Consider the following 26521-nt stretch of genomic DNA (forward strand, 5'->3'; position numbering starts at 1 on the left):
AGCGGCCGGGCTGCAGACGGCGGGCGGCCAGGGCGGGTGTTCGAGGTCAAGACATCCCTTTGAGGATCGACTTTACGAGCGCGTCTGCGTCGGCCGCGAATGAGGAGTCGGCCATGCAAAGTCGGACGAGCACATCACACGTCGCCGAATAGCTCGAGAATCCTTTCGCGACTTCGACGAACCAATCGTGGTGTTCGGAACCAGCTGCGGCGCTGATCGCCAGTCGGAAGTGAACGGGGTCCGCAACGCCGAGGGGGGTAAGTTGATCATCGCTCAACCCGGAGATTGCGGCGGTTGCGACGCTCTTCAGGATCGCGTCAGGCGCGACATCACCCGGCAAGTAGGTTCGCGTGTCAGACTTTGCGCGCTTGCCGCGATTCAGCTGGCGCTGATCCCCGTCAAGGACGACCTGCATGTTAAGCCGACGTCGGCGCGTATGCCCGTCAATGAACTCGCGCTGTACTTGGGCGAGGGCAGATTCGCCGTTCTGAGCATGGAAGATCTCAACTCCTTCGAGCAAAACCGGATCGCTATGCCGAATGATCGACTCTGTGAGCGCTGCCGCGACCGCGTCCTCGGTTAGAAGTGCGAGTGTGGGTCGCATTGGCGCGCCAAGCGAGTGGGCTGCTTTGAGCGACCCCATCGGCCCATAGGCGACAGGATTCGGGAGCGACTCGAGCACCGTCACCCGCGACGCGGGCAGCCCCAGATACATATCCGGGGAGTGTGTGGTTAGGACGAAGTGAAGTCCTTGCTCCGAGCTGAGAAACGCGAGGGTCTCCTTCAGCCGAGCTTGGGAGAACGACGCAAGCCACGCTTCCGGCTCATCAATAATGACTATGGTGTCGTTCTCGACTCGCGCCAGCCTCCAGAGCAAGTACATCGCCGAAAGCTCACCCCGCCCAGCACTCAGAATGTCGTAGGCGGCACCCATCGCGCTGATCTGAAACCAAGGGACAACGCTATCTTCGTCTGGTCCCTCGACTTCGTACACATCGATGCGGTCATAGTCGCGGCGCAGGATCCTCGATGCGTGGTCGAGCCAGACTTCATCGAATGGTGCGGGGTCGGTTCCTTCAAGAAGATCACGAGCGTTGGCATCGTCCTCGAAGTGATTGCGAATGCGTTGCGACTCCTCCGCCGGGTCGATGAATACGAGGCGCGGCGCTTCGCCTTCGCTGACGGAGACCGCTATCGGTTCTTCACCAGCTCTCCGCTCGAGAGCGACGGTCCACGCCACGCCCAACGTGAAGCCCTTCGCCTCGACGTGCAGAAGCCGTTCCGGCCATACGGCTTTCTGAACGTCTTCAAGTGTCTGTAGCCCCCGGAGCAATGTGGTCTTCCCCGCGCCATTGCCGCCAGTCACGACCCCAACGCCCGGCGCCACAGCAACGTCGAGTTGAGCTACTCGGGCTCCTGGGAGCGCTAGGCGCAGACTGACGCTACCGAGGAAGGTCGAATAAGAACGCGCACCAACCCGCTCCACAGCCGCGGCGAGTTGAGCGTGCCTCAAACCCATCCGAGATCACCCCAGTTCGATTCGCTAGCGAAAGCGAGCAAGGTGTCTTCGGTATTGCCCTCATCGGCAACCAACTCCCAGGCCTGCTGTGCAAATCGGAATTTAGGATCAGCCCCGCTTTCGGTGCCGTTCCGAGTGAAAAACATCCATGCGATCAGGTCACGAAGTACGACGGACGACACATCAGCCACGCGTGCGGTGCTCCGGTCCTGAAAAAGTGCGATGGCTCGCTGGTCGGGCGTCCGTTCTCCCGACGATCGCTGCCAGCGCGCCGACTCCAAGTGGCGAATAGTTTCGGCGAGTCTTGGCGCGTACTTATCTGTCCCGCCTGCGAGCGCCAACTGTGCCCCGAAACAAAGCCACGTGTGGAGGGTTGCCTTGTTCGGACGAAGGGAACTATCGGGAAATACATCAGGACTGAGCGTGGAGAGGACTACGCTAAGGGATTCGCGAAGGACATCGACGTCTTCATCCGCGAAGGGATTGCCGACGCGATACCGGGCGGTGACGAGCGACGCAGTAACTTTCGCTTCCAGGCTTCTCGCCTCGATCGTTACCAGGACACGCGCGAGCATGTCGTCATACGCCATGCGGGCGTTAGAGAAGCCAACACGATCAGTCAGGAGGCCTGCGCGAGTCGCCCAATCTGCTAGTTCGCGAACCTGATTGCGCGCATCCCCGACAAACGCGTTTCGCTTCTCGGCTTCGGTCAGGCTAGTCGGTTGGTTCAGTCGGAAGAAGAGTTCGTGTGGTTCGTCTGGCGCATAGTCGACCAGTTCGAAGACGCGGATCGTAAACTTGCGGAACTGTCGGGCTACGCCTTCCGGCAGTTGAGCGTAGCGAAGGCCATTCAACTCCTGGATCCGTGGATCCAGTGGTTCGAACTTACCGTCCACTGCGAAGTGCCCACGAACGAAATCGCGAATGGCAGTCAAGCGCTGTTGGCCGTCGAGCACATCACTCCTACCGTCCTCGCCGACAACAAGATGAACGGGAGGAACGTGCCATCCCCGGAGGATGGAGTCCACCAGCCGCCGCTTTTTCTGAAGGGTCCAGACTTCTCCGCGTTGGAAGTCAGGTTGCAGGTCGTAGTCACCATCTTCAATTCGGCGAACTATCGTCTCGATATCCGGGTCCTGGGACAAGAATCGCAAACCTGCTCCTATGTGACTGCGAAGGGGACGTTGCCGCGAGCATATCGGTGACGGGTCTCTACCAATCGGAAGCTTCGAGAACTCGAGACTGCGCGGTCGGCGGCTGGCTGTTGACGACTTGAGGCTGCCAGCCAGACCACCCCACTGAAATCGCGAGGAATGGCGGACCGTCCGAAAGTCCGCAAGAGCGACGCGACGACACGGTCGTCGCTGGAACGGCGTGCACAGAACTACTGGATGACGACGCCCCCGATGTGGCGACGGCCCTGAGAACTGGGTTACGAGTGACTCGACCGCTCTTCGAATAGTTCGATGGCCGCCGCGAAGGTATCGAGTGCTGTGCGGGTCAGAGCGCTCACCATGGCCCAGCTCGACGTTGAGCTATGGACCCGCGGGTCCTCGACGCGGATCACTCGGTGTTGGAGGCTCATTTGTGCTATCTCGGAGTTGCCGTGTGCAAGGCCGCTGCAGAGCCGCCACGCGAGCAGGGGGGTCGGAGACATCGACGCGAGGCGACGACCGACCTCTGTGAGCATGTCTGTGTGGGAGAGCCGGCGCGTGTTCAGCGAAGACTGCCGCAAGCTTTTTACCTCCCGGCGGAGGTTGTCAAGGTACTCGCGACGCTCGTGGTCCCAACTCGAGTCAGCGAAACCAGTGAGAGTCGCAAACTCTGCGGCGTCACGTTGGTTCCACCACGCCAGGCGCAAGGCGCGAAGGACTCGCCGATCGCTTACTTCCGGCTGCAGCAACCAGCAAGCCGTTGCGGACGTCTCGATGCCGGCCCGAATGAGGACATAGCCGGCATAGTCGGGTAGACCGTAGTTCTCGACCAGCTGGTCGAGGGCCCGGAGGTGCTCGGCTGCTAGCTGGAGCTGCCACCCGACTTGGCGCGATAATGGACTGTATTCGGTACGCGCGTCTTCCCGTTCGAGGAGCCCGCCTGGCCTGAGGGGAACGCCAAGCGCTTCCCTCTTCATGGCGCGAATGCGAGGTCGAAGTCGCTCGTACTGTTCGCGACCAAAACGTTCGAGGTCCGCGTTCACTATTGCTTCCGACATGCGTCGTGTCTATCAGGCCGCACCTTCGAATCCATCGCGCCGGATGTGCGAACGGTGGCGGGCGCCCGCAAATGTATCGTGCTGCTACTGCCTCAGTGAGAGCGCGGACCAGATCGTGACTAGCCGAACGAAGTAACGCTCGAGGGATCGATCTATCTGACAGCGGCGTAGGAGGAGCGGTCAGCTTCGGGGTTCAATTTGACGAGGGCGCGCTCCGCCGCGATGTCGCGTCATTCGTGCGGCCACACGTTCTGCCAGGGTTGCGCGGGCTATCCACAAACGTGCGGCACCCGGGGGTGAGTGTGCGAGGTTTACGGCAACGGCACGCGTGTCAGACGAACAGCTGGGCGACGAGTCCGCTCGCGGCCGCGCCGGCACCTGACGCCGCGGCGGACGTCAATACCCCCCGGATAGTGGGTAGAAGTTTCTTGATGACGCTCGGGTTCGGATCGGACTTTGCGCTTTCTTCAACCACGAGAGTGGCTGCCTCGCGCGCAGCCTCCACCTCGTCCGAATCGACGCCCTCTGTTTGCTCGATGAGAGCCAGAGCACGACCGACGGCGTCGGCCAGCGACTCGTAGCCCGCGCTCACAGGAACCTGCTGAGTGATGCTGCTGCCTTCAAGTGCGACATTGACGTTACTGCCGTTGATGACGATGACGTGTCCGTTGCCAGTGCCGCGACTGGACGCCGCACGCATGGGCCGCGAGTCCTCATACTGCACCTTCAGATGTCCCATGAATGACGACATCTGGCCACCTGCCTCAATCGCGTCTACTCTGACCGCGTGCACACGTCGCCGGCCTCCGCGTGGGTCATCCCATTCGAGCTCATCGCCCTCATAGATGGGCGTGTCGATGTTGAAGTCGGCCGTCTTGCCTTGCACGAGCCCCTCGAAAACCTGAATCTCCCGTTCCGGCTTCTCGGGCCCGGGCGTCACTGTGACCTGCTTAGTTCCGAAAGTGCGACCGAATTGCTGAATGAACGTCATCCCGGATTCCTCATTTCGTCGCGGCAGTGGCATGTGATCACCATAGCGAGCCGTAAAGAAGGGCCGATCCGAGGACAACGATGACGATAAGGCTGAGCGGAGAACCGGTTCACCCCTCCGTGGTTCGCAGGTGGATACGCAGTAGTCACCTTTCCCACACCAGAATCTGAATGGACGTATGCTACCGTAGGTAGTTGCAAGAACCTGAGCTAGCTCGGAGGAAGGCAATGAAGGGTGGCGTGATCCTGTTCCGGGGTACCGGGGCAGACGCGCGCCGATACCTCGAGTCAGATCGGTCGCGCGCTGACGAGTACTACCTTGAGGGCGGGACATCCCTCGCCGAGTTCTCGGTTGTCGGCAGCGAGGGCGAGGTGATCGGCGAAGGCGCGCTCACTCCAGACCAATACGCGAACTGGGTGAACTGGATCAACCCACTCACCAGCGAGTCGATGGGCAAGCCCCGACTGCCGGGCGACGGCCGGCAAGGATCGCCGCGATTCGCGGAGATGGTCGTGAATGCGCCGAAGTCCCTGTCGATTGCCGCAGCGTTGCACCCCGAGGTATCCGCTGCTCTCGATGCTGCGCAGCGCGACGCGGTCGCCGCGGTTCGCGCTTGGCTCGGCGAGCACTCGGTCACGAGGGTCGGCCCGCGCGGGCGGCAGCGGGTCGTACCCGTCGAGCAGTTGGAGACGGTCGCCGTCTCACACAAGACCTCGCGCGCCGGCGATCCGCACCGGCACATTCATTTCCAGATCGGAGCGCGCGTGTGGGCTGCCGACGCATGGCGGTGCCTCGATACCGCGGCGCTGTTCCGACAGCAGGGTGCGATCCGTTCGCTGGGCGCGGCCGTCATCGCCGCGCATCCCCAGCTCGCGGCCGTTCTCGATGCCCACGGCCTGACCCTCGACCCCGTGACCGGGGAGGTCACGGAGCTTCAGCCCTTCAACGCCGTGATGAGCAAGCGGGCCGAGCAGGTCGCGCGCAACCTGGCGCGCTTCGAGAAGGACTGGCGCTCGGCGCATTCCGACGAGGAGCCTGGCCCGGCTGCGATGTCCCGGCTGATCGCGATGGCGTGGGATCACGATCGGCCACACAAGCGGCCAACCTCTCTCGGTAGCGAGGCCGCATGGCGTGCGGAGCTCGAGGACGCGGGCTATCACCCCGACCTCGAGCACGCTCCTACGCACCCGTCGGCATCGCTGGATGACGTGAGTGTTCGGGATGTCGCATCGCGCGCGCTCGACCGTTGCGCGGCTGCAGCGTCGACGTGGACGGTGCACGACATCCAGGAGCAGGTCACGCGCATCATCACGGAGGCCGGTGTGCGCGCCGACCCCGGGCCGCTGCGCGAGCTCGTCATGATCACGACACGGTTGGGCGCGGATGATTGCCTGTCCGTCCTGCCACCCAACAGCCCCCATCCCGAGCACGTTGCACACCTCACGAGCATGCACGTCATCGCCGCCGAGACCAGGCTGCGCGACCTGCTCACCGCACGGGCCGCACACGCCGGCCGTCGTCGCGCGCCGAACCTGACGCACATCGGGCGCCGGCACCGGCTCGACGCCGCGCAGATGCGAGCGGCCTCGGCCGTGGCATCCACCGACCTGCTCGTCGTGGTGGAGGGCGCGGCCGGCGCTGGCAAGACGACGATGCTCGCCGCCGCGATCGAGGCCGCCGCCGCGCACGCCCGCGCGACCCGGGTGGTCACGCCGACGAAGAAGGCCGCCGACGTTGCGCACCAGGAACTCGGCGTCGCAACCGACAGCGTCGCGAAGTTCGTGCACGAGCACGGCTGGCGCTGGAATCACGACGGCGTCTGGACTCGGCTCGCCGTCGGCGACAGCGACCCCGAAACGGATGCCTCGTACACCGGCCCCGTGGCATCCGCTCGTCTTGCCCGCGGTGAGCGGATCATCGTCGACGAAGCGGGCATGCTCGACCAGGACACGGCGCTCGCGCTGCTCACCGTCGCCGACGAACACGGCGCAACCGTCGCCCTCGTTGGCGACCGCGCACAACTCGCTGCAGTCGGCCGCGGTGGAGTGCTTGATATGGCCGCGCAACTCCTCCCCCGCGTGCACAGCATGACGACCGTGCATCGCTTCACCGACCACGCGTACGCCGCGCTCACCGTGCAGATGCGGCGCGGCGAGCATGCCGAAGCGGTGTTCGATCGGCTGCAGGCGCTCGGGCTCGTCGTGTTGCATGAAAGCCCGGATGCGCTGCAGGAGTCCCTCGCGCGTGAGTGGCGCGATGGCCACGCGGTCACTGTTGCGACAAACGACGAAGCGCGCGAGCTGAATACGCGGGTTCGAGATGCACGCGTGCGCGTCGGACTCGTGAACGACCTTGAGGTCGCGATCGGTGCCGACGGAGAGAGCATCGGATGCGGCGACGTGATCCAGACACGAAAGAACGACTCGGCACTGCGCGTGGCGAACCGGCAGACGTGGATCGTGCAGAACGTAAGCGACGATGGCGCGGTGTGGGCGAAGGAATATTCTTCGGGACCCGGACATCGCATCGTGCGATTGCCGGCGGCGTACGTCGCTGAGCACACGCAACTGGCATACGCGTCGACGGCCTACGGGATGCAGGGCGCGACCGCGCCCGAGTCGCACACTGTAATCAGCGACGCCATGGATGCGGCGGGCGTCTATGTGGGTATGACACGCGGGCGTCAGTCGAACCGCCTACATTTCGTCGCGGCTGACTTGGATGTTGCACGGGCGCAGTTCGTCGTGGCGACGGAACGCGACCGTGCCGACCGCGGGCTCGCCAGCGCGACGGCTGCTGCGCGAGAAGCCGTGCGCGGCCTCGCGACAACTCACGCGCCGCATCGTGGAGCGCCGCTGCCGGAGCGTGCCTGTCTCAGCCGACACACGGCGCCACGGGGCGCACCTGAAGCCGGCGGCCTGCAGCGATGAGTTCCCCAGAAGTAGCCATCGCTACTCGCGCGCTCTCGGACGGGCTTTGAGGTCAAGGGCGAGGTTGGACGGTGCCATGGGCCTTACGCCCAGGACCGAAATCCGCGAGAATCCGCACCTGTCAGCCCGGAATCAATCTTCGTCTCGGCCCTCCTCGTGCTCGACAGTCTCGTGGAATCGGACGGAGAGGTCGAGTTTGATGCGTTCCGCACGAATTGCCGATTCCAGAGTGTCGAATAGGTCAGGGCGGACAATGAGGTCTGCGCCGTGAACGGCTGGCTCGAGGGGCCCATAGTTTCCATCGTGGATCAGAAAACTTCGCCATTGTCGGCTCACTATTGCGGGACCTCGATCGTCGATGAGAACGTGCCGGATGGGCGGATTTTCGGGCCGAAGGTCAAGAAGGGCGACGATCTCAGGCGGCGGGGTGAGACAGAACGGGTGAATACCCAACCCTGTTTCTGTGGACGGTGCCCCATCAGTACGCTCGAAGTCGACCATCGCGGACAAGGGCTTTCGCATTGCGGAGACAACGGCACGCGCGCGCTCCTGATCGAACGCCGGTATCAATTCGGTGTATGGGCTCGCCCATAAGTCGGGCGGGAGCACTAACGACGTTGCGCTCGCCGGGAGCGGCCCGTCACATGCCCATAGTTTCGACGAGAGCGTGAGCTGCCGGCTAGGTGTTGAAGGGTGCCTTGTTGCAAAGGTTCGTTGCCGTTCGATGAAACCAAGCTGGACCCACTCAGCGTACGGGGCCTCACGTACCCGCACTCGCTCCGCGTGTTCGCCCGCAAGTTGATAGCCCGGAGAAAGCGTTTGTGCCTCTGCCGGGGGCCACTCAAGATTTGGGTCCTCTGCCCATGGGATTGGTATCAGAGACCATTCGAAGAGTGAAGGCCTCGTCGGGGGTCGTGGGACTCGCGACGCTTCGCTGCGGCGCGCCCACGCACCTGAGGGTGTAAGACTCATTGCGAGACTCGCCTCAAGTTCCAATGGATCGACGAGGATGCCCGAGAGCGCCATCGCGGCGCGGAGACCGGCGCTGACCTTTTGCAGCTCGTTCTCGACCTCCATCTCGTCTGTGTAATACGCGTCGGGAATTCGTCTGCTGCTTGGGGTACGGAGGTGATCGAACTGCGCGCGCATTCGCGCCACGATTGCGTCGAGGCGGGAATGCACCCCGTCGGCTATCGAGGCGCGGAATCCTCGTGGCTCATCGATTTGCTGCAATCTGCCCCCAATAGCCATTGCAACCAATGCCTCTGCACTCGGACCGCCCGTGTGATTCGTCACTCAAACTCCTGAACAAATGGACTGTAGGCAAGCCGCAGCTTCTCGGCCGGTTCAGTTACGGGCGGCGCTGGTACAGGTTTGTCTTGGTCCGCGAGGATTCTGGCGGCCAGAACTCGTACGGATAGTAGGTCTGCTCGGGCGAGCGTCGTGAGGACGGCGCACAGCTGATCGGTTAGATGCCCACGCGGCAGACAGTCCCTGACAACTTCAAGGAGCCAAGTGATCCGTGCGGCGTCGAGTGGCTGTCCGAGAACACGCGCGAGCGCGGACTGGCCGATTACTGGGCGGCATGTGAGCAGCAAGGTGACTGCGAGGAGCGCACGACGTAGGTCTGCACGCATTGCTTGAGAGATCGATGCGACGGCGAGAGTAGCGAGCGCGTCATCGAGTTCGCTCGCGTGACTGGAGTTCGTAGTGGGGTGATAGACAGGGTGATCACGAGACGCGATTCCAGGAAGGCGTTGTTGAAGGACGCCATAAGCGGCATTCCAGTAGTCAGGCGCAGCTCCGCCCGGGCCAGAGGTAGGTTGCGCCGCGAAAGCGGCGATTATGGCTTGATTCACACCGAACAGCGATTGGGTCTCGCCCTGCGCGATGCGGCTGACAGCCGACGCGAGGGTGCGTTCGGCGGTCCCCGGATCGAGCGCGTATGCGTGAACCCATAGGTCAGCTCGCTCACGCCCTGCGAACGTGCGCCAGCCGCCACCGCCGCGGATGCGTGTGTAGGCGAGCGTGAGGCAATACGAAGCCACGATCTTCAGTTCGGTATCGGCAGGAGTGCAGCGTAGAGCAAGTCCTTCACCAAGGACGGCGAAGACTGAATTCTCTGCATAGTTCGACACTTCGTTGGCAACATCATCGATCAGTTCGATGCCCGCAGCTGCCCCACCGTTCTGAATTGCTTCGAGGATGCGCCAGCCGACGGCACTAACGAACGCATCGAATCTCCATCTCGCCTCGCCTTCATCGTCGTTGTGCATCTTTCTGCCGTAGTCCCTGGCGGCGACGACGGCGCCCTCGGGCCCGGCGGGCAACGTAGGTCGTTGTCGACTGGTGAGGGCATTCAGCAGGCCAGATCGCTCGGCCTCATGTTTGAAAACGGACTTGCTCTGCTTGTCGGTGTGCGCTTCGCGCACCGTGAAGGCCGCTCCGCCAAGTGCCACTACCGTATCGATAAGTTGCGCGGGGGCGACGGAGTCGGTGGTCCTTCCTGAGTACATCAGCGGTTGGTCGTCATACGAAGATGCGATGTTGTTGGCGACCGCAGCAAGGATTGCATCTGCCTGCACGGTTTGACCAACCTCGGGTACCAGACGCGTGAGTAACTCGAGGTCGACGTCGGGAAGGCGCCAATCGGACCCGGCCGCCATTCGCAGCGCAGCGATCACGACGGAATCGGCCGCGGTATGTTGCGTTCTGAGCAACTCCTCGAGCGCGGATTGCACACGGGAGTCTTCGAATCCGAGCTCCGCGATCCAGAGCGACGCGCCATCGAGCGCTGCAGCGATCGGGTCGATGCGGGCAAACGCTTCCCACCAGTCCAACGGCACGTGATTCGTACCACGGCCGTCAGTGTGCTGTTTCACCAAGTATGCGAGGTCGAGGAGCTTTGCCAGCGCTTCGCGGGCAATCTGAGTATCGACGCTAGCGAGGTCGGTGGTCGTGTCAATGAACTCAGCGATCGTCGGGTCTTTATGCCCCCCGTAGGCTGCAAGTAATGTGCCCGCCCGATCCCAGCATTCCTGTGCCCTTGCGGTGGCTCCTGCTGCGGCGCATATACGAGCCGAGGCAAGTTCGAAGTCCGCTTCGACCGCGTACATGTCGTGCGCGTGCTCGCGGCGCTCGCGAATAACTTCGAGAAGCGCGTACGTGGGCTCGGACCCGAGATGCTTGGAGGCGCGAGAGAGAACCTCCAGAAGATCATTTGTGGTCAGTGGTCCGCTACCGGCCATGCCCATCAGCGACGTTGTCGTCCCGTCTCCAATAGCGATCAGGTAGTCAACTACCCGTCCCAGATCGCCTTGCTGGACGACGACGAGCGCGTTCTCAATGACGCGATGAACGAGCGGATGGATGGAGTGAAGATCGCAGGCCCGGGGAGAACCAGCGAATGGTGTGGCATGGCCCGCGAGGCGTTCGAGCGCGAGGCGGACAGTGGTTGACGCGTCCTCGGGAGTAACGGCCGCCCTTGCGACGTCGTCTGCGATACCGACAGTTGTGATCGCGAACTGGAGCCATTCGCGGTAGAACCCAACGCCCGAGACTTGTCCCATCAGGGTCAAGGGGATGGTTCCATCGATCGCATGACCGAGAGTGAGAAGCTGTAGCCAGTGGTTCACGAGATTGAAATCCGGATGGTTGGTTCCCGTGATCGCGGTCGTCGCGGCCCTTAGGTCCGATACGAGGTCATCTGTCTCGATTCCTACGAGCACATCCTCGGATGTGATGCCATATCGGAGATAGCCGACAATGTCGCCGCTTGGATCGAGGCGGTGAGCCTCGCGCGCGAGATCAAGCGGCGAGGGTAGACCTCGGACACCAGCGGCAGACAGGCCCGCGAGCGTGAAGTAGGCGCGGGCGGCCTTCGAGGGATTACTCATCCTGCCAACGATTGTCGGCATTGCGCCGGACGGAAGGCCAGCATTGAATACTTCAATTAGACCTTCGAAGTTCGGACCTCCGTGGTCGTCGAGATGCGCGGCTACGCGGTCTTCGAATTCGTCGTCGAGGTGGTTCCTGTTCGCCATCACACGGAGGGCGCCCAGTTGTCTGGCCAGCTGGATGGCGCCGTCGTCGTCCGAAAAGCTAGTAGTACTGCGTTCCTCCTCGTGTTCTATTGCACGCAGGTACGCATCCCAAGGAGCAGACCCACCCGCACGGTCAATGAACCAGCACAACTGAAGCCCCCATCTTGCCGGGAAGGTGGCTCGCCCTTCATACAACAATCGTTCGGCAACCGTTTCAACACCGATGAGGGAGACGACGACCTCGCCGTAGCGGACGAGGGTGTCGGGCAAAGACTCCTCTTCATAGACGGAGATCGCTTTGCGCACTTCGATGCACACCGCCAAAGTCGGCCAATCGAGGCGCAATTCGCTCTGCCTCGCCACCGCGGACACGACGCGCTTCAGTGCCTCGGGTGGTTGGAGTGCCCGAATTGCATCACCGGCGAAGGAAGGCTCCAGAAGGGCCTTCAGCTCGTCAAACCTGTCCAAATGCGCGAGGAGATCTGGCAGGTGCCGGAATGCGCGAGCGTCTGAGAAGAAGCCTCGCGCGACGAGCCACGCTGCCGCTTTCTGACGAATGGTCGATAGCCATACCTCCGGCTTGTCCTTCAGGATATGCCGGCTGAAACTCTCATGATGAACCTTCAGGCCGCCAAGTCCTGGCTGCGAGTTCAGTACCGGCGCGAGCGCTGCAAGGGCTGTGTCAAGGAAGAGAACCTCTGGCACCATCTCGCCGAGTTCGGACGCAGTCAGCGCAAAATCACACAACGCGAGTGCACCAATTGCGGTCACCTGATCCCCGGCAAGACCATCGAGAAGATGGTCATAGTACGCGTCAAGGTCGGTCGCCGTCATCGGCACTTGTTGGAGACGCAAAAGCACTTGCTCTGGCAACGTTGACGACGTGCCGTCATGTTGCTCGAGTGGCGATACTCGAGCAGCGTGTCGGCACAGGTAGGTGCCGTATAGCGCATTTCCACCGGATCGCTGGTAAAGAACGTCAACGATGGCGCGATCTCTTTGATCCGTCGCGGCGTCGTCTTCAACTGTGGCTCGGTCGCCGATAAGGCGATGCCGCCGCGCAAGGGTGGCGACCTCTTCCCACGACATACGGGGCATGCGGATGTAATCTCCGCTGGACGGGTTCGCGTTCTCGAGGTGCGCGCCAGGCTGACTAGCAAGGAGCATTGCAACTCCTGGCGGCAGCACGACTGCTGCAAGCTCGTCGACCAGGAGCCGTGACGGGTCCAAGACCCTACCCGCGTTGCGTCCGAGCACCCGGTCGACATGATCGAGGCCATCGACTACGAGAAGAATGTTCTCGTTTGGATTCACCTCTTGGCAACCCCGTAGGGCTGCCGCGAGCGTCTCGCCGGTAGTTGCAAACCTGGGGCGGAGCTCGTTGAACGCTTCAGGCACCAATCGCTCGAGTTGCGCGAGGAGACTTCCAATCACCACGTCGGTTCGCACACGCTCCGCGCTGTCCATATCGGCGGCGCCGAGCCAGCAGTGATGCCTTGCAACAATCCAACCGGCGTCGCGATACGCGATGGTGACCTCTTCACAGAGCCAGGACTTCCCCGACCCGGGCTCGCCCGTAAGAATGAGCCGCCCTCCTTCAGGAGCGACGGTCTGAACGTGTGCCTGCACCACTGCGGCCGCGTCTGTCCGCGAAACAGCGACGGATGGTTCGATCGGGTGACCTTCGGCTACCGCACCGAAATCGATGACAAGGCCGATTCGGGGCGAGATATCCTCCCTCCGAACAGATCCATCGAGTACACGTGCCGCCGTGGCCGCGTAAACAAGAGCCAACGCGACATCTTCAGGCGCCCGATGTGTGTTCGGGGGGCGGCCGGCACCAAGCTCTTCGATAACGCGTCGCAAGAGCACGAGTTCCGCCTCTCCGGGCGCGGTCATGCTGACCGTGCTGGCAGGCGCATCTACATCGACAACGAGAGCCCTGCAGACGGTTTCAAGTTCTTGGTCGGCAAGGTGGTGTACGAGACCCTTCCATGGATCATTTGCCCGCAAAGCTGTGGGATCAAACTTGTACCTGCGGGTGACGAGGCCGGGCAGCGGGGGCCCGGGGTCCTGGAGCGCGTCGACAGCCTTAAGGATCGTTGCCAGATCCGCGTCTGGGACACCATCTCGCACCACGACCCGGTAAGTCGTAGTTGGGTGTGAGGCGAGGTCAATCAGCAGCGAGTCGAAGAGAAGGTTGAGTTTGAGACTTCGACCATCGGCGGAGAAGGTCGCTTTCGATAACTCCCGGTCGAGTCGGGTGTGCTTGATTTGCAGCCTGATTCGGCGACCAGAGCGATAGCCGATGGTGATGTCGTCGAATCGGTCGCCCTCGAATCCCTTCTCGTCGACAGTCACGCCCGATGCGACCCCCAATACAAGGTCAACGAGGGCGACACCTGTGAGGAGATCTTGGTAGGTGTACCCGTGATGGGTCGCTCGCAGGTTCACAACACTTCCTAACTTGACCTAATCGCCACGATCTCCAGAAATACAGCAAACGCCGCAGCGCTGCTCATACTCGCCGTAAATGACCGGGTCTTGCGCCGAGTCACCAGCCCGAATCCGTTCTCGGCGCGTCCCCCTTGTTCCGGGCCGTGCGGAGAGCGTACCCAATGCAACGTCCGGAAAACGCTCTTCATCTACGGTGGCTGAAACCCGGGCCTGCAAGCGAAGCACTAGCCGGGGCGATCTGGGCCACTGTGTGTTGGAAATCACAGGAGCCCGTGGTGCGCGGACGCGGCTACGGCCGCGGTACCGCCACGTCGACCGTTGTAGTCGGGACTTCTCAGAAGTTCTTCGACGTCAATACGAGGTAGCGTCGGTCTGCCTGACGTCGCCCAACAGGAGGTCGACAGGCCGTGTCATGTGCCAAATCTGTGCCATTAATGTGCCATTAAATGCGCGAAAAGTAACTGAAACCAACTGTGACCGTTTCGAAGAATCCCTGATCAGCGCGATATCATGTCCTTAAGAATTGAGCGAAAACCGCCCAGGCTCACTGAAAATCGAAAGGTCACCGGATCGATGCCGGTCGGAGCCACCATCAAGACCCCCGGGTAACGGGGGGTCTTGTATACGTCGGTATGAAGTTCTTCGGGTACGACGAGACCCCGTGCGATGGGCTTCCTTTCGAAGAAATAGGCCAACTCAGCTTCGTCGGCACGACCGTAGAGGTGGGGAGTAAGTATCCGCTCCTCCTGGAGATTCAGGAGGTCGAACAGAACAAGAACGGGGAGGCTAGGTACCTTTGTTCGTTTCGCTGAACGGGGACTATCTCGGCTGGATGCCAGCGTGGAAGCTCCACGAGCCGCGCGAGGCAGAGGGTGCCCGGAAAACTGCGTGGCTGTCGAGCGACCTGGCGGATCCCCGGAGGCCTCCGATGACTGACCTCTACCGGGCCGGCGCGATGTCAGTGGCGCCAGATAGCCTCCGCATGTCGGACGACGCGAGCCGACGTCACCACCCAGTGAGGAATAGCAATGGCGAAGAACAGCAAGCAGACCTCCAGCAAGGCCGCGACCGCCGCGAGCAAGGTGCTGCGTGACGGCCGCACATCGGCCGCTTCGAAGACCGCAGCCGCCAGCGCCCTCTCCCAGAAGGGCAAGGGCAAGAAGTAGTTCTGCAGAAGGGCTCTCACCCCAACTGCGGCTGAGAGCTCTTCTGCCTGCCGTACGTCTGAGGGACCGCTCACCGGGCGGAATCAGACACGCCGGCGTTCCAGCTCGACGGTGAGTAAGTCGGGTGGCGGGAAGTCGGACGGAGCCTTGTCGCCGACCCCCACGTACTCGATTCCACCAAGTAGTTCGCCGCGATCCGCATCGGTGATCGTGTACAGGAAGAGTCCGTCGTCTGAGTTCTGGATCGACGCGTTGACGCGAATGTTCATACCGAGGCCACATCCTTTGACGAAGTCGATGGACGGGCATCCGCACCCACACGTCCCAACGACTGTTGCCGCCTGCGCCTGCTCGCGTAGAGCGTCGGCTCCCCGGAGATCGATACCGACCAGGGCGTCCAGTACCGAGCGTTCGCGCTCAGTAAGCGGCCTCGATGGAACGCCTGGATTGGTCACATCTTCCATGTTGGCATCCGCTTCGGACTTGCGGGACGAGGCTCCTGCCCGGTTGCCGCCCTGATCGCTCTCTAAAGGACCTAAATTCGCGGCGCCTCCATGCCGAATCTATTGATCTGCCCTTGGTTTGTATCGCGCTATTGGATACAATTCAAGTATGGATGCGAGACTAGCGCTCCGCGAGCTGGCCGAGATATCGGCGTCGCAGTGGGGCCTGCTCACCTCAACCCAAGCGGGCGCGCGCGGGGTGACGAGGCTCGACCTTTCGCGGCTCGCGAGTGCCGGCGATCTGGTGCGGATCTCCAAAGGTGTATACAAGAACGCCGGCGCGCCATCCGGCAGTTACCTCGACGTTCGGGCGGCATGGCTCAACAGTGACCCTGCACGTCTGGCAGGCGAACGGCTCAACGACGGCCATCGCGGCGTCGTGGTCTCTGGTCAGACCGCCGCGTGGCTGCACGACATCGGCGATCTCCGGTCGAACCGTACCGAGCTGACCGCGCCGACCCGCCGGCAGACGCAACGACGCGATGTTCATTACCGTCAGCGCGACCTTGCCGCGGAGGATGTCACGATCCGTGAGGGGCTGCCCGTGACGACTCCCGAGCGCACGATCGCCGATCTGGTCGAAGACCGAACGGACCTATCCGTCGTCGCGAATGCGCTGCGTGACGCGGTCCGGAAGTACGAACTCGACCTCGGGCGGCTCGAAGAGCACCTCGCGCCACTGGCTGCACGCAATGGCCACCGCAAGGGCGATGGCGCGGCAATGCTCGATCAACTGCTCGAGATCGCCGGAATGGAGCGCGAAGTATGACCGAGCCGTACAAGAGTGCGGCCGGCGTCGAGGCCGCAATCCGCGACACGGCGCGCCGAGTGTTCGCCGCCGACAAGTCGATGTCCACGCAGGATCGGATCCGCCAGGAGTACTTTCGGCGGTTCCTCAGCAGAGTCTTCTCCGGGAACGAGGATTCCGAATGGCTCCTCAAGGGCGGCACCGGAGTACTCGCCAGAGTGGCATCCGGCCGACGCACCACCGATGTCGACCTCTTCCGTGCGAACGACACGCTCGACGGCGCCCTCGCCGACCTCATCCGTCTCGCCGGCATCGACCTTGGCGACTACTTCCGCTTCGTTTACACAAGGCACCGCTCGGTCGTCGGCGGCGACCAGCAGACCTACACCGAGGGCTACTGCGTTGACTTCGATGTCTATATCGGCGCTGACCGCAAGGAACCGCTGCACGTCGACCTTGTCGTCGGCGTTCTCGTCACCGACGAGGTCACGGTCATCGAGCCGGCGAATCGTCTCGACCTGCCGCGACTTCCGAGCAACGCATACCGCCTCTACCCAGTCGTCGACCAGATTGCCGACAAGGTCTGCGCGACGATGGCCGATTACAACGGTCGGCCCTCGAGCCGTGAGAAAGATCTGGTCGATCTCGTCGTCCTCGCAACGACGCAGACCGTGGACGCCGACGCGCTGCGACGTGCCATCCGCTCGGAGGCTCACGTTCGGTCGCTGCCGCCGTTCACCGAACTCGCGATCCCCTCGGGCTGGGGACGTGCCTACTCGAGGGACGCGAAAGACGTCCCCTACTGTACCGAATTTCGCACTGTGGATCTCGCGCGTGATCTCATGCATGCGTTCATCGACCCTGTGCTACGCGGCGAAACATCCGGTCTCACGTGGTCGCCGGTATCCCGCACGTGGACTTGACGTCACAGCGAGCGCGATCAGCTGTGGGCGACGAGCGTTCTACACTCGGCTCATGATTCAGTTCGGGCGGCGACGCTCACCGTCTCGTCGTCGGAGACTGATCCAAGCGTCGTGACGGATCTGCTCGGGCTTGACCCCACCCACATCACCAAAACGGGCACACGCCGAGAGTCCGGGCGCGTCGCTGAGCACCACACGTGGAGCGTGGACACCAGCGAGGTCAGCAACACGATCGACGACGAAACGGGCACTCATGCCCTTCGAACGCTCGTTGCACTGATCCAGCCCGCGCTCGGGCAGCTGCCGAATCTTCCGCCCGACTGCGAACCTCGAATCTGGTGGTCGGCGTACTCGGATTCAGTTCAGGGCGGATTCGTGCTGCCCGCCGATCTCGCGGCATCGATCGGAGAGTTCGGCGTCGATGTGTACGGCACGGTGTACTTCGATGATCCTGATGATGCTGAACCGAAGACACCAGTCCGGTGATCCGGTCTGCGCGGGTCGACGCCTAAGCTCGCAACATGGTTGAGCCGGGGGGAAGTGCGCTGCAGACCATCCCCGCCGACAGGAGAGATGGGGCCCGATCTCCTGCAGGAATCACGCCGACGCCGGCTCGCCAGTAGGCTTCCGGCATGTTCGCAAACCTCACGGGTTGGCACCTGCTGATCATCCTCGTCGTGCTCGCGATTCCGGTGGGCATCGTGCTCTTGGTGATCCTGCTCGCACGTCGCGCCTCGCCGCAGGCAGCTGCATCCCCCGCTTCCCAGCCCGCGGTACCCCGCGGTTCGGCGAGCGAGCGGCTCGCCGAGCTCGACCGGCTGCACGCCGCCGCACAGATCACCGACGCCGAGTACGCCGAGAAGCGCGCGCAGATCCTCCGCGAGCTCTGAGGTCGCGGGCTCGCGGCGCTCTCGCGCGGCTCACGCCGAGCGGATGCCGCCCCGGTTAGGGTGAGCTCGAAACACGACGAACACGACGGCGCGACGCGCGTGGAGGAGGACGCATGGCGGACTGGTGGACGTCCCTGAACCTCGACGCGTGGAGCATCGCGGGCATCGTCGTGACGGTGCTGATCACCTGGGTGCTCGCGTGGCTCGCCCGCAAGGGTGTTCGCCGACTCGTCGAACGGGTGCCCGCCCTCACCGACGGCGTGAAGATCCTCGCCGTTCGCGTCACTGGGTACGCGATCTGGCTGCTGGGCATCGGCGTCGCCCTGACCTTCCTCGGCGCCTCGATCCAGCCGCTGCTCGCGATCGCGGTGGTCGTCGGCGTCGTGCTGGTGCTCGTGCTCCGCGGTGTCGCCGACAACTTCGCCTCGGGCGTCGTGATCCAGACGCGGCATCCGTTCGCCCTCGGCGATGAGATCGAGAGCAGCGACGTCGTCGGCACCGTGGTCGAGTCGAACGCGCGCGCCGTGGTGGTGCGCACGGTCGACGGACGCCTCGTGCACGTGCCGAACTCGACCGTGCTGCGCGAACCGTTCTTCAACAACTCCGTTCACGGGGCGCGACGCGGCGAGGTCGAAGTGCGCATCACGGATGTCTCGGCGGCGCGTCGATCCGAGGTGCGGGCCGCGCTCGTGGAGGCCGCCACCCGGGCCGAAGGGGTGCATCATCGCGAGCCGGTCACCGTGCTGCCGATCACGATCGGGAGCGATCGCTGCGTCTACCGCGTGCAGTTCTGGCACCATCCCACCCGCGGCGCGACCGTCACCGCCGCGGTCGTGGACGCCCTCGCCGACACGCTCGCGACGCGAGAGCTCGTCGGTGTCGTGACCAGCGACCCGCCGCCGCCGGCACTCGCCGGGCCGACCGGGGTCTGAGGGTCGCGCCACCGGTCACGCCACTGCTCGCGCCACCGGTCGGCGGACAGGCCCGCGCCGCGCCGCGGGCGGGCGAGTACCCTTGACGCATGGGGAACGTCGATGGGGTCCGCCTTCCGAGCACCGACGATGACGACGCCGTCGCTCTCGACGCCGCTGCGCCCGGCCCGGTGAAGGCGCCGCCGTACCAGGCGCTGTTCCCCGATCTCGACCACATGTCGCGCTCGTCGTTCGAGAAGGGCACGGTGAGTCGCCGACGCATCACGAGGGCGCTCGTGATCCTCGCGTCAGTTCCGGTGGTGGTCGTCGCCGTCATCCTGATTCCGCAGCTGCTGCGTTCGTAGCCTCCGAGCCGCCCTGGGCCGACCCCGGAGCCGACCCCGGGCCACCCCGGGCCCACTCCGAGCCACCCGGGCCCACCCCGGGCGGATCCGCACTGCACCGCCCAACCGCACCGGCATCGCTTGTCGCCCCCGCGGCAGTCCGCGAGAATATCGCGCATGACGAACCTCACCATCATCGAGCGGTCCCCCGACCCCGAGCAGGTCGAGGAACGCTCTCGCACGCGCCGTTCGATCGCCGACCACATCCGCGCGCTGGGCCAGAACCGCGTCGGCGCCCTGCTGCTCCTGCTGGCGACGCTCGCGGCGATCATCTGGGCCAACGTGTCGACGGGTTCGTACCAGGGCTTCTGGGAGACCCACCTCTCGGTCGGCATCGGCGACCTGAACCTGGACTTCACCCTGCACGCCCTGGTCAACGACGCGCTGATGGCGATCTTCTTCTTCACGGTCGGGCTCGAGGTGCGGCGGGAGTTCGCGATCGGCGAGCTCACGAGCTGGTCGCGGGCCATCGTGCCGGTGGTCGCGGCCGTCGCGGGGCTCATCGTCCCGGCGGTGCTGTTCATGCTCATCGCCTCGGGATCGGGCGAGATGCACGCCTGGGGCATCGTGATCTCGACCGACACCGCCTTCCTCGTCGGCGCGCTCGCGCTCATCGGTCCGCGCGTGCCAGGTCGGCTGCGGGTGTTCCTGCTCGCCCTGGCCGTGGTCGACGACATCGGCGCGCTGAGCATCATCGCGCTCGTGTACACCGAGGACTTCACGCCGCTCCCCCTCGCCATCGCGGCCGTCGGCCTCGTCGGCGTGTACTTCACCCGATACCTGAAGAACGGGCGCGGCCCGGTGTACGCCACGCTCGCGATCATCGTGTGGCTCGCCTTCCTCGCGTCGGGCGTGCACCCCACGCTCGCGGGCGTCGCGATCGCCCTGCTCGTGCCGGTGTACCGCCCGAACCGTCGCGACGTCGAACACGCGCTCGACCTCGCGCGCACGTTCCGGCAGTCGCCGAACACCGAGTACGCGAGGGCCGCCGCCAACAGCCTGCGCGAGTCGATCTCGATCAACGAGCGCCTGCAATCGGCGTACGCGCCCTACGTCGCCTACGTGATCCTCCCGCTCTTCGCGCTGGCGAACGCGGGCGTCAACCTCAGCCCCGACATCCTCGCGGGCGCCCTCGGCTCGTCGCTGACGTGGGGCATCGTGGTGGGCCTCGTCGCCGGCAAGCTCATCGGCGTGCTCGGATCGACGGCGGCGATGCGCCTGTTCCACGTCGGCGAGTTCGGCCCGGGCCTCACGCTCGACCGCATCGCGGGCGGCGCGGCCCTGTGCGGCATCGGCTTCACCATCTCCCTCTTCATCGTCGATCTCGCGATCGACGACTCCGACGCACAGAACGAGGCGAGAGTGGGCGTGCTCGCGGCATCCGTCATCGCCTTCATCCTCGCCACCGTCATCTTCAGGATCTCGGATGCCGCGCGGCCCGACCTCGACCCGGGTCAGACGCTCGCCCGACCGATCGATCCGGATCGCGATCACGTCTTCGGGTCGGCCGAAGCGCCGTACACGATCGTGGAGTACGGCGACTTCCAGTGCGGCTTCTGCCTCAAGGCCTCCGGATCGATCGCCGAGGTGAAGGAGGAGCTCGGCGACCGCCTGCGGTACGTCTGGCGCCATGCACCGCTCACGCAGTACCACCCGAACGCCCTCGCCGGGGCCGAGGCATCCGAGGCGGCGTCGCTGCAGGGCAAGTTCTGGGAGTTCGAGCGCGGCCTCTTCGCCGACCAGGAGAACCAGCGGCCGAGCGACATCGTGCGCCTCGCGGGCGACCTCGACCTCGACGTCGAGAAGTTCGAACGCGACCTGACCTCGGCGAGGGTCACCGGCCGCGTGCGCGACGACATGCTCGACGCCGAGGCGATGGGCATCACCTCGGTGCCGACGCTGTTCATCAACGGGCGCCGGCACACCGGACCCTACGACGCGCAATCGCTCATCCGCGCGCTGGCGGCGACCGATCAGGCCGAGCCGACGGTCGTGTAGGTCGCGGCGTCGCCCGGCGCGCCCGGCCGTGGCCGTGGCCGTGGCCGGCCGCGCCGGAGGCATCCGCCCATCTCAGGCTCTGCCGAATCGCCCCTTGTGCTCACGGGCACCTATGTTCCTATAATTGCCCATGGCACGCAGACGACCAGGGACGCTGTTCCCGCTCGAGGTACGCATACTCCAGACCGGGGCGGCGATGGAGGGGCCGTTCTACGGCTTCGGCATCGCGCATGAGCTCGCCGAAGAGGATGGCGAGGCACTGATCGCCCACGGCACGCTCTACAAGGCGCTCGGCCGCATGACGAGCGCCGGGCTGCTCGAGGCCCAGTGGGAGGATCCCACGATCAGCGAGTCCGAGGGGCGGCCCCGTCGCCGGCTGTACCGGCTCACGGCCGAGGGGGCCCGTGCCCTCTCGACGCATCAGGCCGCCCAGCGCACGACAGCCGGCGACACGGTCGCGGCGAGAAGGATGGGTCTGGCATGAGCCCCGAACGAAGCGACGAGTTCCGCCGGGCGGCGCGATCGGTGCTTCGCTGGTGCGCGCTGTACACGCGAGGTCTCGAGCCCGCGATCGCCGCCGGCCGGCAGGACGAGATCGCGTCCGACCTGCACGAGCATGCGGCGTGGGCCGGCGCCGCCGGCATGTCGGCGGCCCAGCTCGCCCGCTCGGTGCGGCAGCGGGCCGTGCGCGGTGCCGCCGCCGATCTCGCCTGGCGCACCGAGCAGGCACGCGTCTCGGATCGCCGACTCCGATTCGACCTCCGCTCGAATGCCGCACTGCTGAGCACGCTCCTCGTCACCGCGATCGTCGTCAGCGGCGCGAGCGGGTTCGTGGTCGCCCGCGTCATCCGCGCGCTCCTGATCGACGACATCGGCTACGTGCCGAGTCGCACGTACTGGCTCGGGGCGATCTGCGTCGCGGGCCTCGTGGCCGCGGTGCTGCTGCTGGGCCGGCGCACGCGGGTCGCCGGCGCCCTGCTGCTGGCCGTTCCGGCGGTGGCCGTGTTCCCGCTCGCCGGCAACGTGCTCTGGTACGTCAGCGCGAGCACGAACCTCGTGTTCCAGTCGGTGCCGTGGTGGGGCGTGCCGGCGTGGCTCCTCGGAGCCGGCCTGAGCGTGCTCTGCCTGGCCGGCGCCGCGTACTGGTGGGACCTCGATCGCCGCTCGCCGGCAGTGAATCGCCCCTCGAGGGCAGAGAAGGAGATGGCACATGTCTGAGGTCGACGACCTGCTCGAGCAGGTGCGCAACGAGGAGTCCTCGCGCAGGCCGCGAGGTCGAACCGCGCTCCTGGCCATCGCGGGGCTCGCGACCGTCGCTGCACTGTCGGGGGCCGCGGTGCTCGCCGTGTCGGCCTCGGCGAGCATCGTCTCGTTCGACGCGCAGAACTCGGCCGCGGCATCCGAACCGCCGACCGAACCGCGCGACTCGACGATCGCCGGAGGGCTCGACGCCTCGGGCGACATCGAGGCCGTCCCGGCCGGGACGTCGACGACGGATGCCGCGGCGGAATCCGCGACGGACGCCGCGACGGATGCTGCGACCGACGCGGCATCCGACGGCCCGCCGGTCTACGACGCGAACACCGACTTCTCGACCATTCCGGCGCCGCCCGCCGACTGGCCCGAGAGCGAACTCGAGAACGCGAAGATCTGGCTGGCGCAGCAGGAGATCATCGGCGACTGCATGCTCGAGCAGGGATTCGACTACGAGTTCATCCCGTTCTGGGAGAACACGGGCGTGACCCTGAACGACGGCACCCCGAGCGTGATCCTGAACAACGGCGCCCCCGGCTCAGCACAATGGGTCGCCCTGTGGGGTGCCGACGACCAGCCCCTCGGCGAGGACTACGACTGGCAGCAGGCCGGCTGCGTCGGCTACGCCGTGCACGTGACCGGCATGGACGACGCGCACTAGCGGTTCGCCCACGGCGGCAGACGGATGCCGCGACCGATTCGAGTTCGGTCGCGGCATCCGCAGTGCAGCGGACGCTACTTCTCGCCGGTCGCCGGCACCTCGCCGACGCCGAACGCGCCGGCCGGCACGCCGTAGGCCTCCTTCGTCACATGGCCGCGGATGAAGAAGACGAGCACGAGACCGGTGATGATGACGACGACGTTGCCGAACCCCGCGAAGGCCGCGAGCCCGCCGCCCGGGTACTCCGTCGACAGGAAGATCGTGGGGTCCGTCGTCGCGTGCAGCAGGATCGGCCAGATGAGGTTGCCCGTGACCCGCAGTGCGAGGTACATCAGGATGCCGAAGAAGAACGTGTAGCCGACCTGCACGAGCGTGGTGGGCAGCCCCTGCGTCGTCGTGAAGACATTGCCGAGGTGCATGGCCGCGAAGAGCCCGGCCGACGCCAGCGCGACGAGGATCTCCTTGTGCCCGGCGCGGCGCATGAGGTTCACCACGTACCCGCGTGTCACGACCTCCTCGGCGAAGCCGATGAAGAGCCCCGTGAACAACCAGGTGAAGACCAGGTCGAGCCCGGCCTTCTCGTAGTCGAGGGTCAGCAGTCGCAGGAGGTTGAACCCGAGCACCACGACCACGGCGATCCACATCCACCAGCTGCCGCGGATCGGCTGCCGGCCGAAGAGCTCCTTCAGCCACCCGATCGAGAGGGCGAAGACCACGAGCACGATGCTCGCGAGGATGATCGGCAGCGCGGTCGTGAAGAACACGTACGAGGGCGTTCCCTCCTCACCCCAGACTCCGCTGAACAGGGGCGCCACGACGAAGTTGCCGAGCGCGAGGTAGACCACGTAGTAGACCGCGACGAAGAGCAGCGCCTTCCACCAGCCGCCGCGATCCCAGAACTGCTTCCAACCGGACCGCTTCGCGTGCTCGACCATGTTTCCCCGCCCCTGACCTCGTCCACCCGTTCGCGCACCTGCGCGTCATCTCCGACAGTAGGCGGTCGGATGTCTCGCACGGAAGTTGTCGCACGTGACGTGTAGGTTCGTGGCACCGGCATCCGGCAATCGAAGGGGCACCATGACCGACGACCACCTTCCGCGGCGCTTCCAGATCGACCTGCCCGCAGACCGTGCGCAGGGCGTGTTCGCCGACTTCGCGCGGGTCTGGCACACGCCGAACGTCTTCGTGATGGACTACGTCGCGCTCACCCAGCCGCCGTCGCAGGTCGAAGACGCCGACGGCACGCGCGCCGTGGCGGTTCCGGGCCAGATCGTGAGTCGCATCCGCATCCCACCCGAGCAGGTGTTCGAGCTCGCCAAGGCGCTCACGCAGCAGCTCGAGGCGTGGGAGCAGGAGACGGGGCGCAAGCCGCCCGAGAAGCCGCTCTTCGGCGGTCACTCCCCGTCGTAGCCGGTCGCGTCGGGAGCGGTCCGTGCTCGCGGTCGGGGCTCGCGGTCCGTGCGCTCGCGCCGGACTCGACGCGCACGCCGTCTGGCCCGCAGCGCGTCAGGCCCGCAGCGCGTCAGGCCCGTCGCGCGTCAGGCCCGTCGCGGAGCCAGGTCGAGCAGCGGCGCCACGCCCTCGGCGAACCAGTACGCCTCCTCGAGGTGCGGATACCCCGAGAGCACGAACTCGGTGAAGCCGTTCGCCCGGTACTCCCTGATGAGCGCGGCGACCTCCTCGAAGCTGCCCACGAGCGCGGTGCCCGCGCCGCCCCGCACGAGCCCGATGCCCGCCCAGAGCCCAGGAACGATCTCGAGGTCCTCGCGCCGAAGGCCGCCCGACACGAGCTCGGCCTGGCGGCGCTGGCCGACCGATCCCGAGGCGAGGAACGACTCGCGGGTGCGCTCGACGACCTCGGGGTCGAGCCCGGCGACGAGCTCGTCGGCCACGCGCCACGCCTCCTCGCTCGTCGGTCGGGCGATGACGTGCAGTCGCACGCCGTAGCGCAGCGTTCGGCCGAGCTCTGCCGCCCGGTCGCGCACGCGGGCGATCTTCTCGCCGGCCTGCGCGGGCGGCTCGCCCCAGGTCAGGTAGACGTCGGCATGCTCGGCCGCAACCTCGATCGCGCCCTCGGAGGAGCCGCCGAGGTAGATCTCGGGCTCGAGGCCCAGCGCCGGCAGCCGGGCGCCTTCGATCGAGAAGAACTCGCCGTCGTGGTCGACCTGCTCACCGCGCCACAGACGGCGGATGATGCCGAGGTACTCGGCCGCGCGCCGGTAGCGGTCGCCCTTGCCGATGCGGTCGCCGTACTTGCGCTGCTCGGCGTCGTCGCCCCCGACGACGACGTTGACGCGCAGGCGCCCGCCGCTGTACCGCTGGAAGGTCGCGGCCGCCTCGGCCTGCAGCGTCGGCGAGACGAGGCCCGGGCGGAACGCGACGAGGTAGTCGAGCTCGCGGGTGGCCTGGCTGAGCGCGGTCGCGGCGACCCAGCTCTCTTCGCTGCGCCCGCCCGTCGGGATCAGCACGGCATGGTAGCCCAGGTGCTCGACGGCCCGGGCGATCTGGGACAGATAGCCGATGTCGGGCTCGCGGCGCGCCGGCGCGGTCGACTGCCCCGCGTAGGTCATCGCCGAGCCCTGGCTGAGGTCGGTGCGCGAGTCGCCCGTGAGCGGGATGAACCAGTCGAGGATGATGCCGCCCTCGGGCACGGTGCCCGTCGCGTCGGCAGCTGCGGTCTCGGTCACGGCGACTCCTTCACTCGCCCGGCCGTGCCGCGCGTCGACGCGCGTCTCGTTCATCGGCGCAGTGTTCGGCATGGAGGCCGGCACGACTCGGGACGTGGGGAGCCTACTCAAGCGGTGTCGCCCGGGCCGGTGATGTTGCACCCCGTGACGTGACGCGTCCTCGTTCGTCGGAGGCCGATGCGCCCGGCGGCCGGCAACCCCCTTGTGCGGTGACCACGAGGCTG

Annotated in this window: 20 protein-coding genes; 13 read left to right on the forward strand and 7 right to left on the reverse strand. The window is 65.2% G+C overall.

What is annotated here, in order from left to right; genetic code table 11:
* Nucleotides 1-46: 46 nt before the first annotated feature.
* From AC3IPY_RS15970 to AC3IPY_RS15980, 3 genes are all read right to left on the reverse strand, one after another.
* The gene (locus AC3IPY_RS15970) at nucleotides 47-1366 is read right to left on the reverse strand and encodes a hypothetical protein (RefSeq protein WP_489185245.1); all 1320 of its coding nucleotides are present in this window, start codon (nucleotides 1364-1366) and stop codon (nucleotides 47-49) included.
* 143 nt (nucleotides 1367-1509) lie between these two features.
* Complete coding sequence (locus AC3IPY_RS15975; RefSeq protein ID WP_489185246.1) at nucleotides 1510-2664, reverse strand: DUF262 domain-containing protein; 1155 nt, start codon at nucleotides 2662-2664, stop codon at nucleotides 1510-1512.
* A 1398-nt stretch (nucleotides 2665-4062) separates the two neighbouring features.
* The gene (locus tag AC3IPY_RS15980) at nucleotides 4063-4722 is read right to left on the reverse strand and encodes a hypothetical protein (RefSeq protein WP_489185247.1); all 660 of its coding nucleotides are present in this window, start codon (nucleotides 4720-4722) and stop codon (nucleotides 4063-4065) included.
* Nucleotides 4723-4949: 227 nt separating this feature from the next.
* On the opposite strand from AC3IPY_RS15980, the gene mobF reads away from it, so the two are divergent.
* Complete coding sequence (mobF, locus tag AC3IPY_RS15985; RefSeq protein ID WP_489185248.1) at nucleotides 4950-7652, forward strand: MobF family relaxase; 2703 nt, start codon at nucleotides 4950-4952, stop codon at nucleotides 7650-7652.
* A gap of 1292 nt (nucleotides 7653-8944) precedes the next feature.
* On the opposite strand, the gene AC3IPY_RS15990 is transcribed toward mobF, so the two are convergent.
* Entirely contained in the window at nucleotides 8945-14056 is a 5112-nt protein-coding gene (locus AC3IPY_RS15990) for an ATP-binding protein (protein ID WP_489185249.1), read from the reverse strand.
* Between the two features lie 1124 nt (nucleotides 14057-15180).
* On the opposite strand from AC3IPY_RS15990, the gene AC3IPY_RS15995 reads away from it, so the two are divergent.
* Nucleotides 15181-15318: a hypothetical protein gene (locus AC3IPY_RS15995; protein WP_231046236.1), complete on the forward strand. Its 138-nt coding sequence runs from the start codon at nucleotides 15181-15183 to the stop codon at nucleotides 15316-15318.
* Between the two features lie 83 nt (nucleotides 15319-15401).
* Here AC3IPY_RS15995 and AC3IPY_RS16000 read toward each other — a convergent pair whose 3' ends face one another.
* A complete protein-coding gene (locus AC3IPY_RS16000) occupies nucleotides 15402-15782 on the reverse strand; it encodes a hypothetical protein (RefSeq protein ID WP_489185250.1) in 381 nt (126 codons plus the stop codon).
* Between the two features lie 148 nt (nucleotides 15783-15930).
* On the opposite strand from AC3IPY_RS16000, the gene AC3IPY_RS16005 reads away from it, so the two are divergent.
* From AC3IPY_RS16005 to AC3IPY_RS16050, 10 genes are all read left to right on the forward strand, one after another.
* Complete coding sequence (locus tag AC3IPY_RS16005) at nucleotides 15931-16590, forward strand: type IV toxin-antitoxin system AbiEi family antitoxin domain-containing protein (RefSeq protein WP_489185251.1); 660 nt, start codon at nucleotides 15931-15933, stop codon at nucleotides 16588-16590.
* Complete coding sequence (locus tag AC3IPY_RS16010; RefSeq protein WP_489185252.1) at nucleotides 16587-17492, forward strand: nucleotidyl transferase AbiEii/AbiGii toxin family protein; 906 nt, start codon at nucleotides 16587-16589, stop codon at nucleotides 17490-17492. The genes AC3IPY_RS16005 and AC3IPY_RS16010 overlap by 4 nt, the downstream gene beginning before the upstream one ends.
* Before the next feature lie 111 nt (nucleotides 17493-17603).
* On the forward strand, nucleotides 17604-17978 hold the full coding sequence (locus AC3IPY_RS16015; RefSeq protein ID WP_489185253.1) for a DUF4279 domain-containing protein: 375 nt from the start codon (nucleotides 17604-17606) through the stop codon (nucleotides 17976-17978).
* Nucleotides 17979-18124: 146 nt separating this feature from the next.
* On the forward strand, nucleotides 18125-18382 hold the full coding sequence (locus AC3IPY_RS16020) for an SHOCT domain-containing protein (protein WP_489185254.1): 258 nt from the start codon (nucleotides 18125-18127) through the stop codon (nucleotides 18380-18382).
* Between the two features lie 113 nt (nucleotides 18383-18495).
* Complete coding sequence (locus tag AC3IPY_RS16025; protein WP_489185255.1) at nucleotides 18496-19314, forward strand: mechanosensitive ion channel family protein; 819 nt, start codon at nucleotides 18496-18498, stop codon at nucleotides 19312-19314.
* A gap of 89 nt (nucleotides 19315-19403) precedes the next feature.
* The gene (locus tag AC3IPY_RS16030; protein ID WP_489185256.1) at nucleotides 19404-19658 is read left to right on the forward strand and encodes a hypothetical protein; all 255 of its coding nucleotides are present in this window, start codon (nucleotides 19404-19406) and stop codon (nucleotides 19656-19658) included.
* A gap of 156 nt (nucleotides 19659-19814) precedes the next feature.
* Entirely contained in the window at nucleotides 19815-21695 is a 1881-nt protein-coding gene (gene nhaA / locus AC3IPY_RS16035; RefSeq protein WP_489185257.1) for a Na+/H+ antiporter NhaA, read from the forward strand.
* A gap of 130 nt (nucleotides 21696-21825) precedes the next feature.
* Nucleotides 21826-22179, forward strand: a complete 354-nt coding sequence (locus AC3IPY_RS16040; RefSeq protein WP_489185258.1) for a PadR family transcriptional regulator — start codon at nucleotides 21826-21828, stop codon at nucleotides 22177-22179.
* A complete protein-coding gene (locus AC3IPY_RS16045; RefSeq protein WP_489185259.1) occupies nucleotides 22176-22913 on the forward strand; it encodes a hypothetical protein in 738 nt (245 codons plus the stop codon). The genes AC3IPY_RS16040 and AC3IPY_RS16045 overlap by 4 nt, the downstream gene beginning before the upstream one ends.
* On the forward strand, nucleotides 22906-23610 hold the full coding sequence (locus tag AC3IPY_RS16050) for a hypothetical protein (protein ID WP_489185260.1): 705 nt from the start codon (nucleotides 22906-22908) through the stop codon (nucleotides 23608-23610). Before AC3IPY_RS16045 ends, AC3IPY_RS16050 begins: the two co-directional genes overlap by 8 nt.
* 74 nt (nucleotides 23611-23684) lie before the next feature.
* Here the strand turns inward: AC3IPY_RS16050 and AC3IPY_RS16055 are convergent, their stop codons facing one another.
* Nucleotides 23685-24545, reverse strand: coding sequence for a CPBP family intramembrane glutamic endopeptidase (locus tag AC3IPY_RS16055; RefSeq protein WP_489185261.1), 861 nt, complete (start codon nucleotides 24543-24545; stop codon nucleotides 23685-23687).
* 142 nt (nucleotides 24546-24687) lie between these two features.
* On the opposite strand from AC3IPY_RS16055, the gene AC3IPY_RS16060 reads away from it, so the two are divergent.
* Nucleotides 24688-25020 (forward strand): DUF3467 domain-containing protein, encoded by a 333-nt coding sequence (locus tag AC3IPY_RS16060; protein WP_489185262.1) that lies wholly within the window; start codon nucleotides 24688-24690, stop codon nucleotides 25018-25020.
* A 128-nt stretch (nucleotides 25021-25148) separates the two neighbouring features.
* Here AC3IPY_RS16060 and AC3IPY_RS16065 read toward each other — a convergent pair whose 3' ends face one another.
* Entirely contained in the window at nucleotides 25149-26351 is a 1203-nt protein-coding gene (locus tag AC3IPY_RS16065) for an LLM class flavin-dependent oxidoreductase (RefSeq protein WP_489185263.1), read from the reverse strand.
* Between the last annotated feature and the right edge of the window lie 170 nt (nucleotides 26352-26521).

It is taken from the genome of Agromyces sp. GL_144 (assembly GCF_057834305.1).

Coding starts and splice junctions, on each gene's coding strand:
- nhaA (WP_489185257.1), top strand. CDS start 19,815: ATGACGAACCTCACCATCATCGAGCGGTCCCCCGACCCCGAGCAGGTC.
- AC3IPY_RS16050 (WP_489185260.1), top strand. CDS start 22,906: ATGTCTGAGGTCGACGACCTGCTCGAGCAGGTGCGCAACGAGGAGTCC.
- AC3IPY_RS16055 (WP_489185261.1), bottom strand. CDS start 24,545: ATGGTCGAGCACGCGAAGCGGTCCGGTTGGAAGCAGTTCTGGGATCGC.
- AC3IPY_RS16065 (WP_489185263.1), bottom strand. CDS start 26,351: ATGAACGAGACGCGCGTCGACGCGCGGCACGGCCGGGCGAGTGAAGGA.
- AC3IPY_RS16040 (WP_489185258.1), top strand. CDS start 21,826: ATGGCACGCAGACGACCAGGGACGCTGTTCCCGCTCGAGGTACGCATA.
- AC3IPY_RS16000 (WP_489185250.1), bottom strand. CDS start 15,782: ATGGAAGATGTGACCAATCCAGGCGTTCCATCGAGGCCGCTTACTGAG.
- AC3IPY_RS16025 (WP_489185255.1), top strand. CDS start 18,496: ATGGCGGACTGGTGGACGTCCCTGAACCTCGACGCGTGGAGCATCGCG.
- mobF (WP_489185248.1), top strand. CDS start 4,950: ATGAAGGGTGGCGTGATCCTGTTCCGGGGTACCGGGGCAGACGCGCGC.
- AC3IPY_RS16045 (WP_489185259.1), top strand. CDS start 22,176: ATGAGCCCCGAACGAAGCGACGAGTTCCGCCGGGCGGCGCGATCGGTG.
- AC3IPY_RS16030 (WP_489185256.1), top strand. CDS start 19,404: ATGGGGAACGTCGATGGGGTCCGCCTTCCGAGCACCGACGATGACGAC.
- AC3IPY_RS15995 (WP_231046236.1), top strand. CDS start 15,181: ATGGCGAAGAACAGCAAGCAGACCTCCAGCAAGGCCGCGACCGCCGCG.
- AC3IPY_RS16010 (WP_489185252.1), top strand. CDS start 16,587: ATGACCGAGCCGTACAAGAGTGCGGCCGGCGTCGAGGCCGCAATCCGC.
- AC3IPY_RS16005 (WP_489185251.1), top strand. CDS start 15,931: ATGGATGCGAGACTAGCGCTCCGCGAGCTGGCCGAGATATCGGCGTCG.
- AC3IPY_RS15980 (WP_489185247.1), bottom strand. CDS start 4,722: ATGACGTTCATTCAGCAATTCGGTCGCACTTTCGGAACTAAGCAGGTC.
- AC3IPY_RS16020 (WP_489185254.1), top strand. CDS start 18,125: ATGTTCGCAAACCTCACGGGTTGGCACCTGCTGATCATCCTCGTCGTG.
- AC3IPY_RS16060 (WP_489185262.1), top strand. CDS start 24,688: ATGACCGACGACCACCTTCCGCGGCGCTTCCAGATCGACCTGCCCGCA.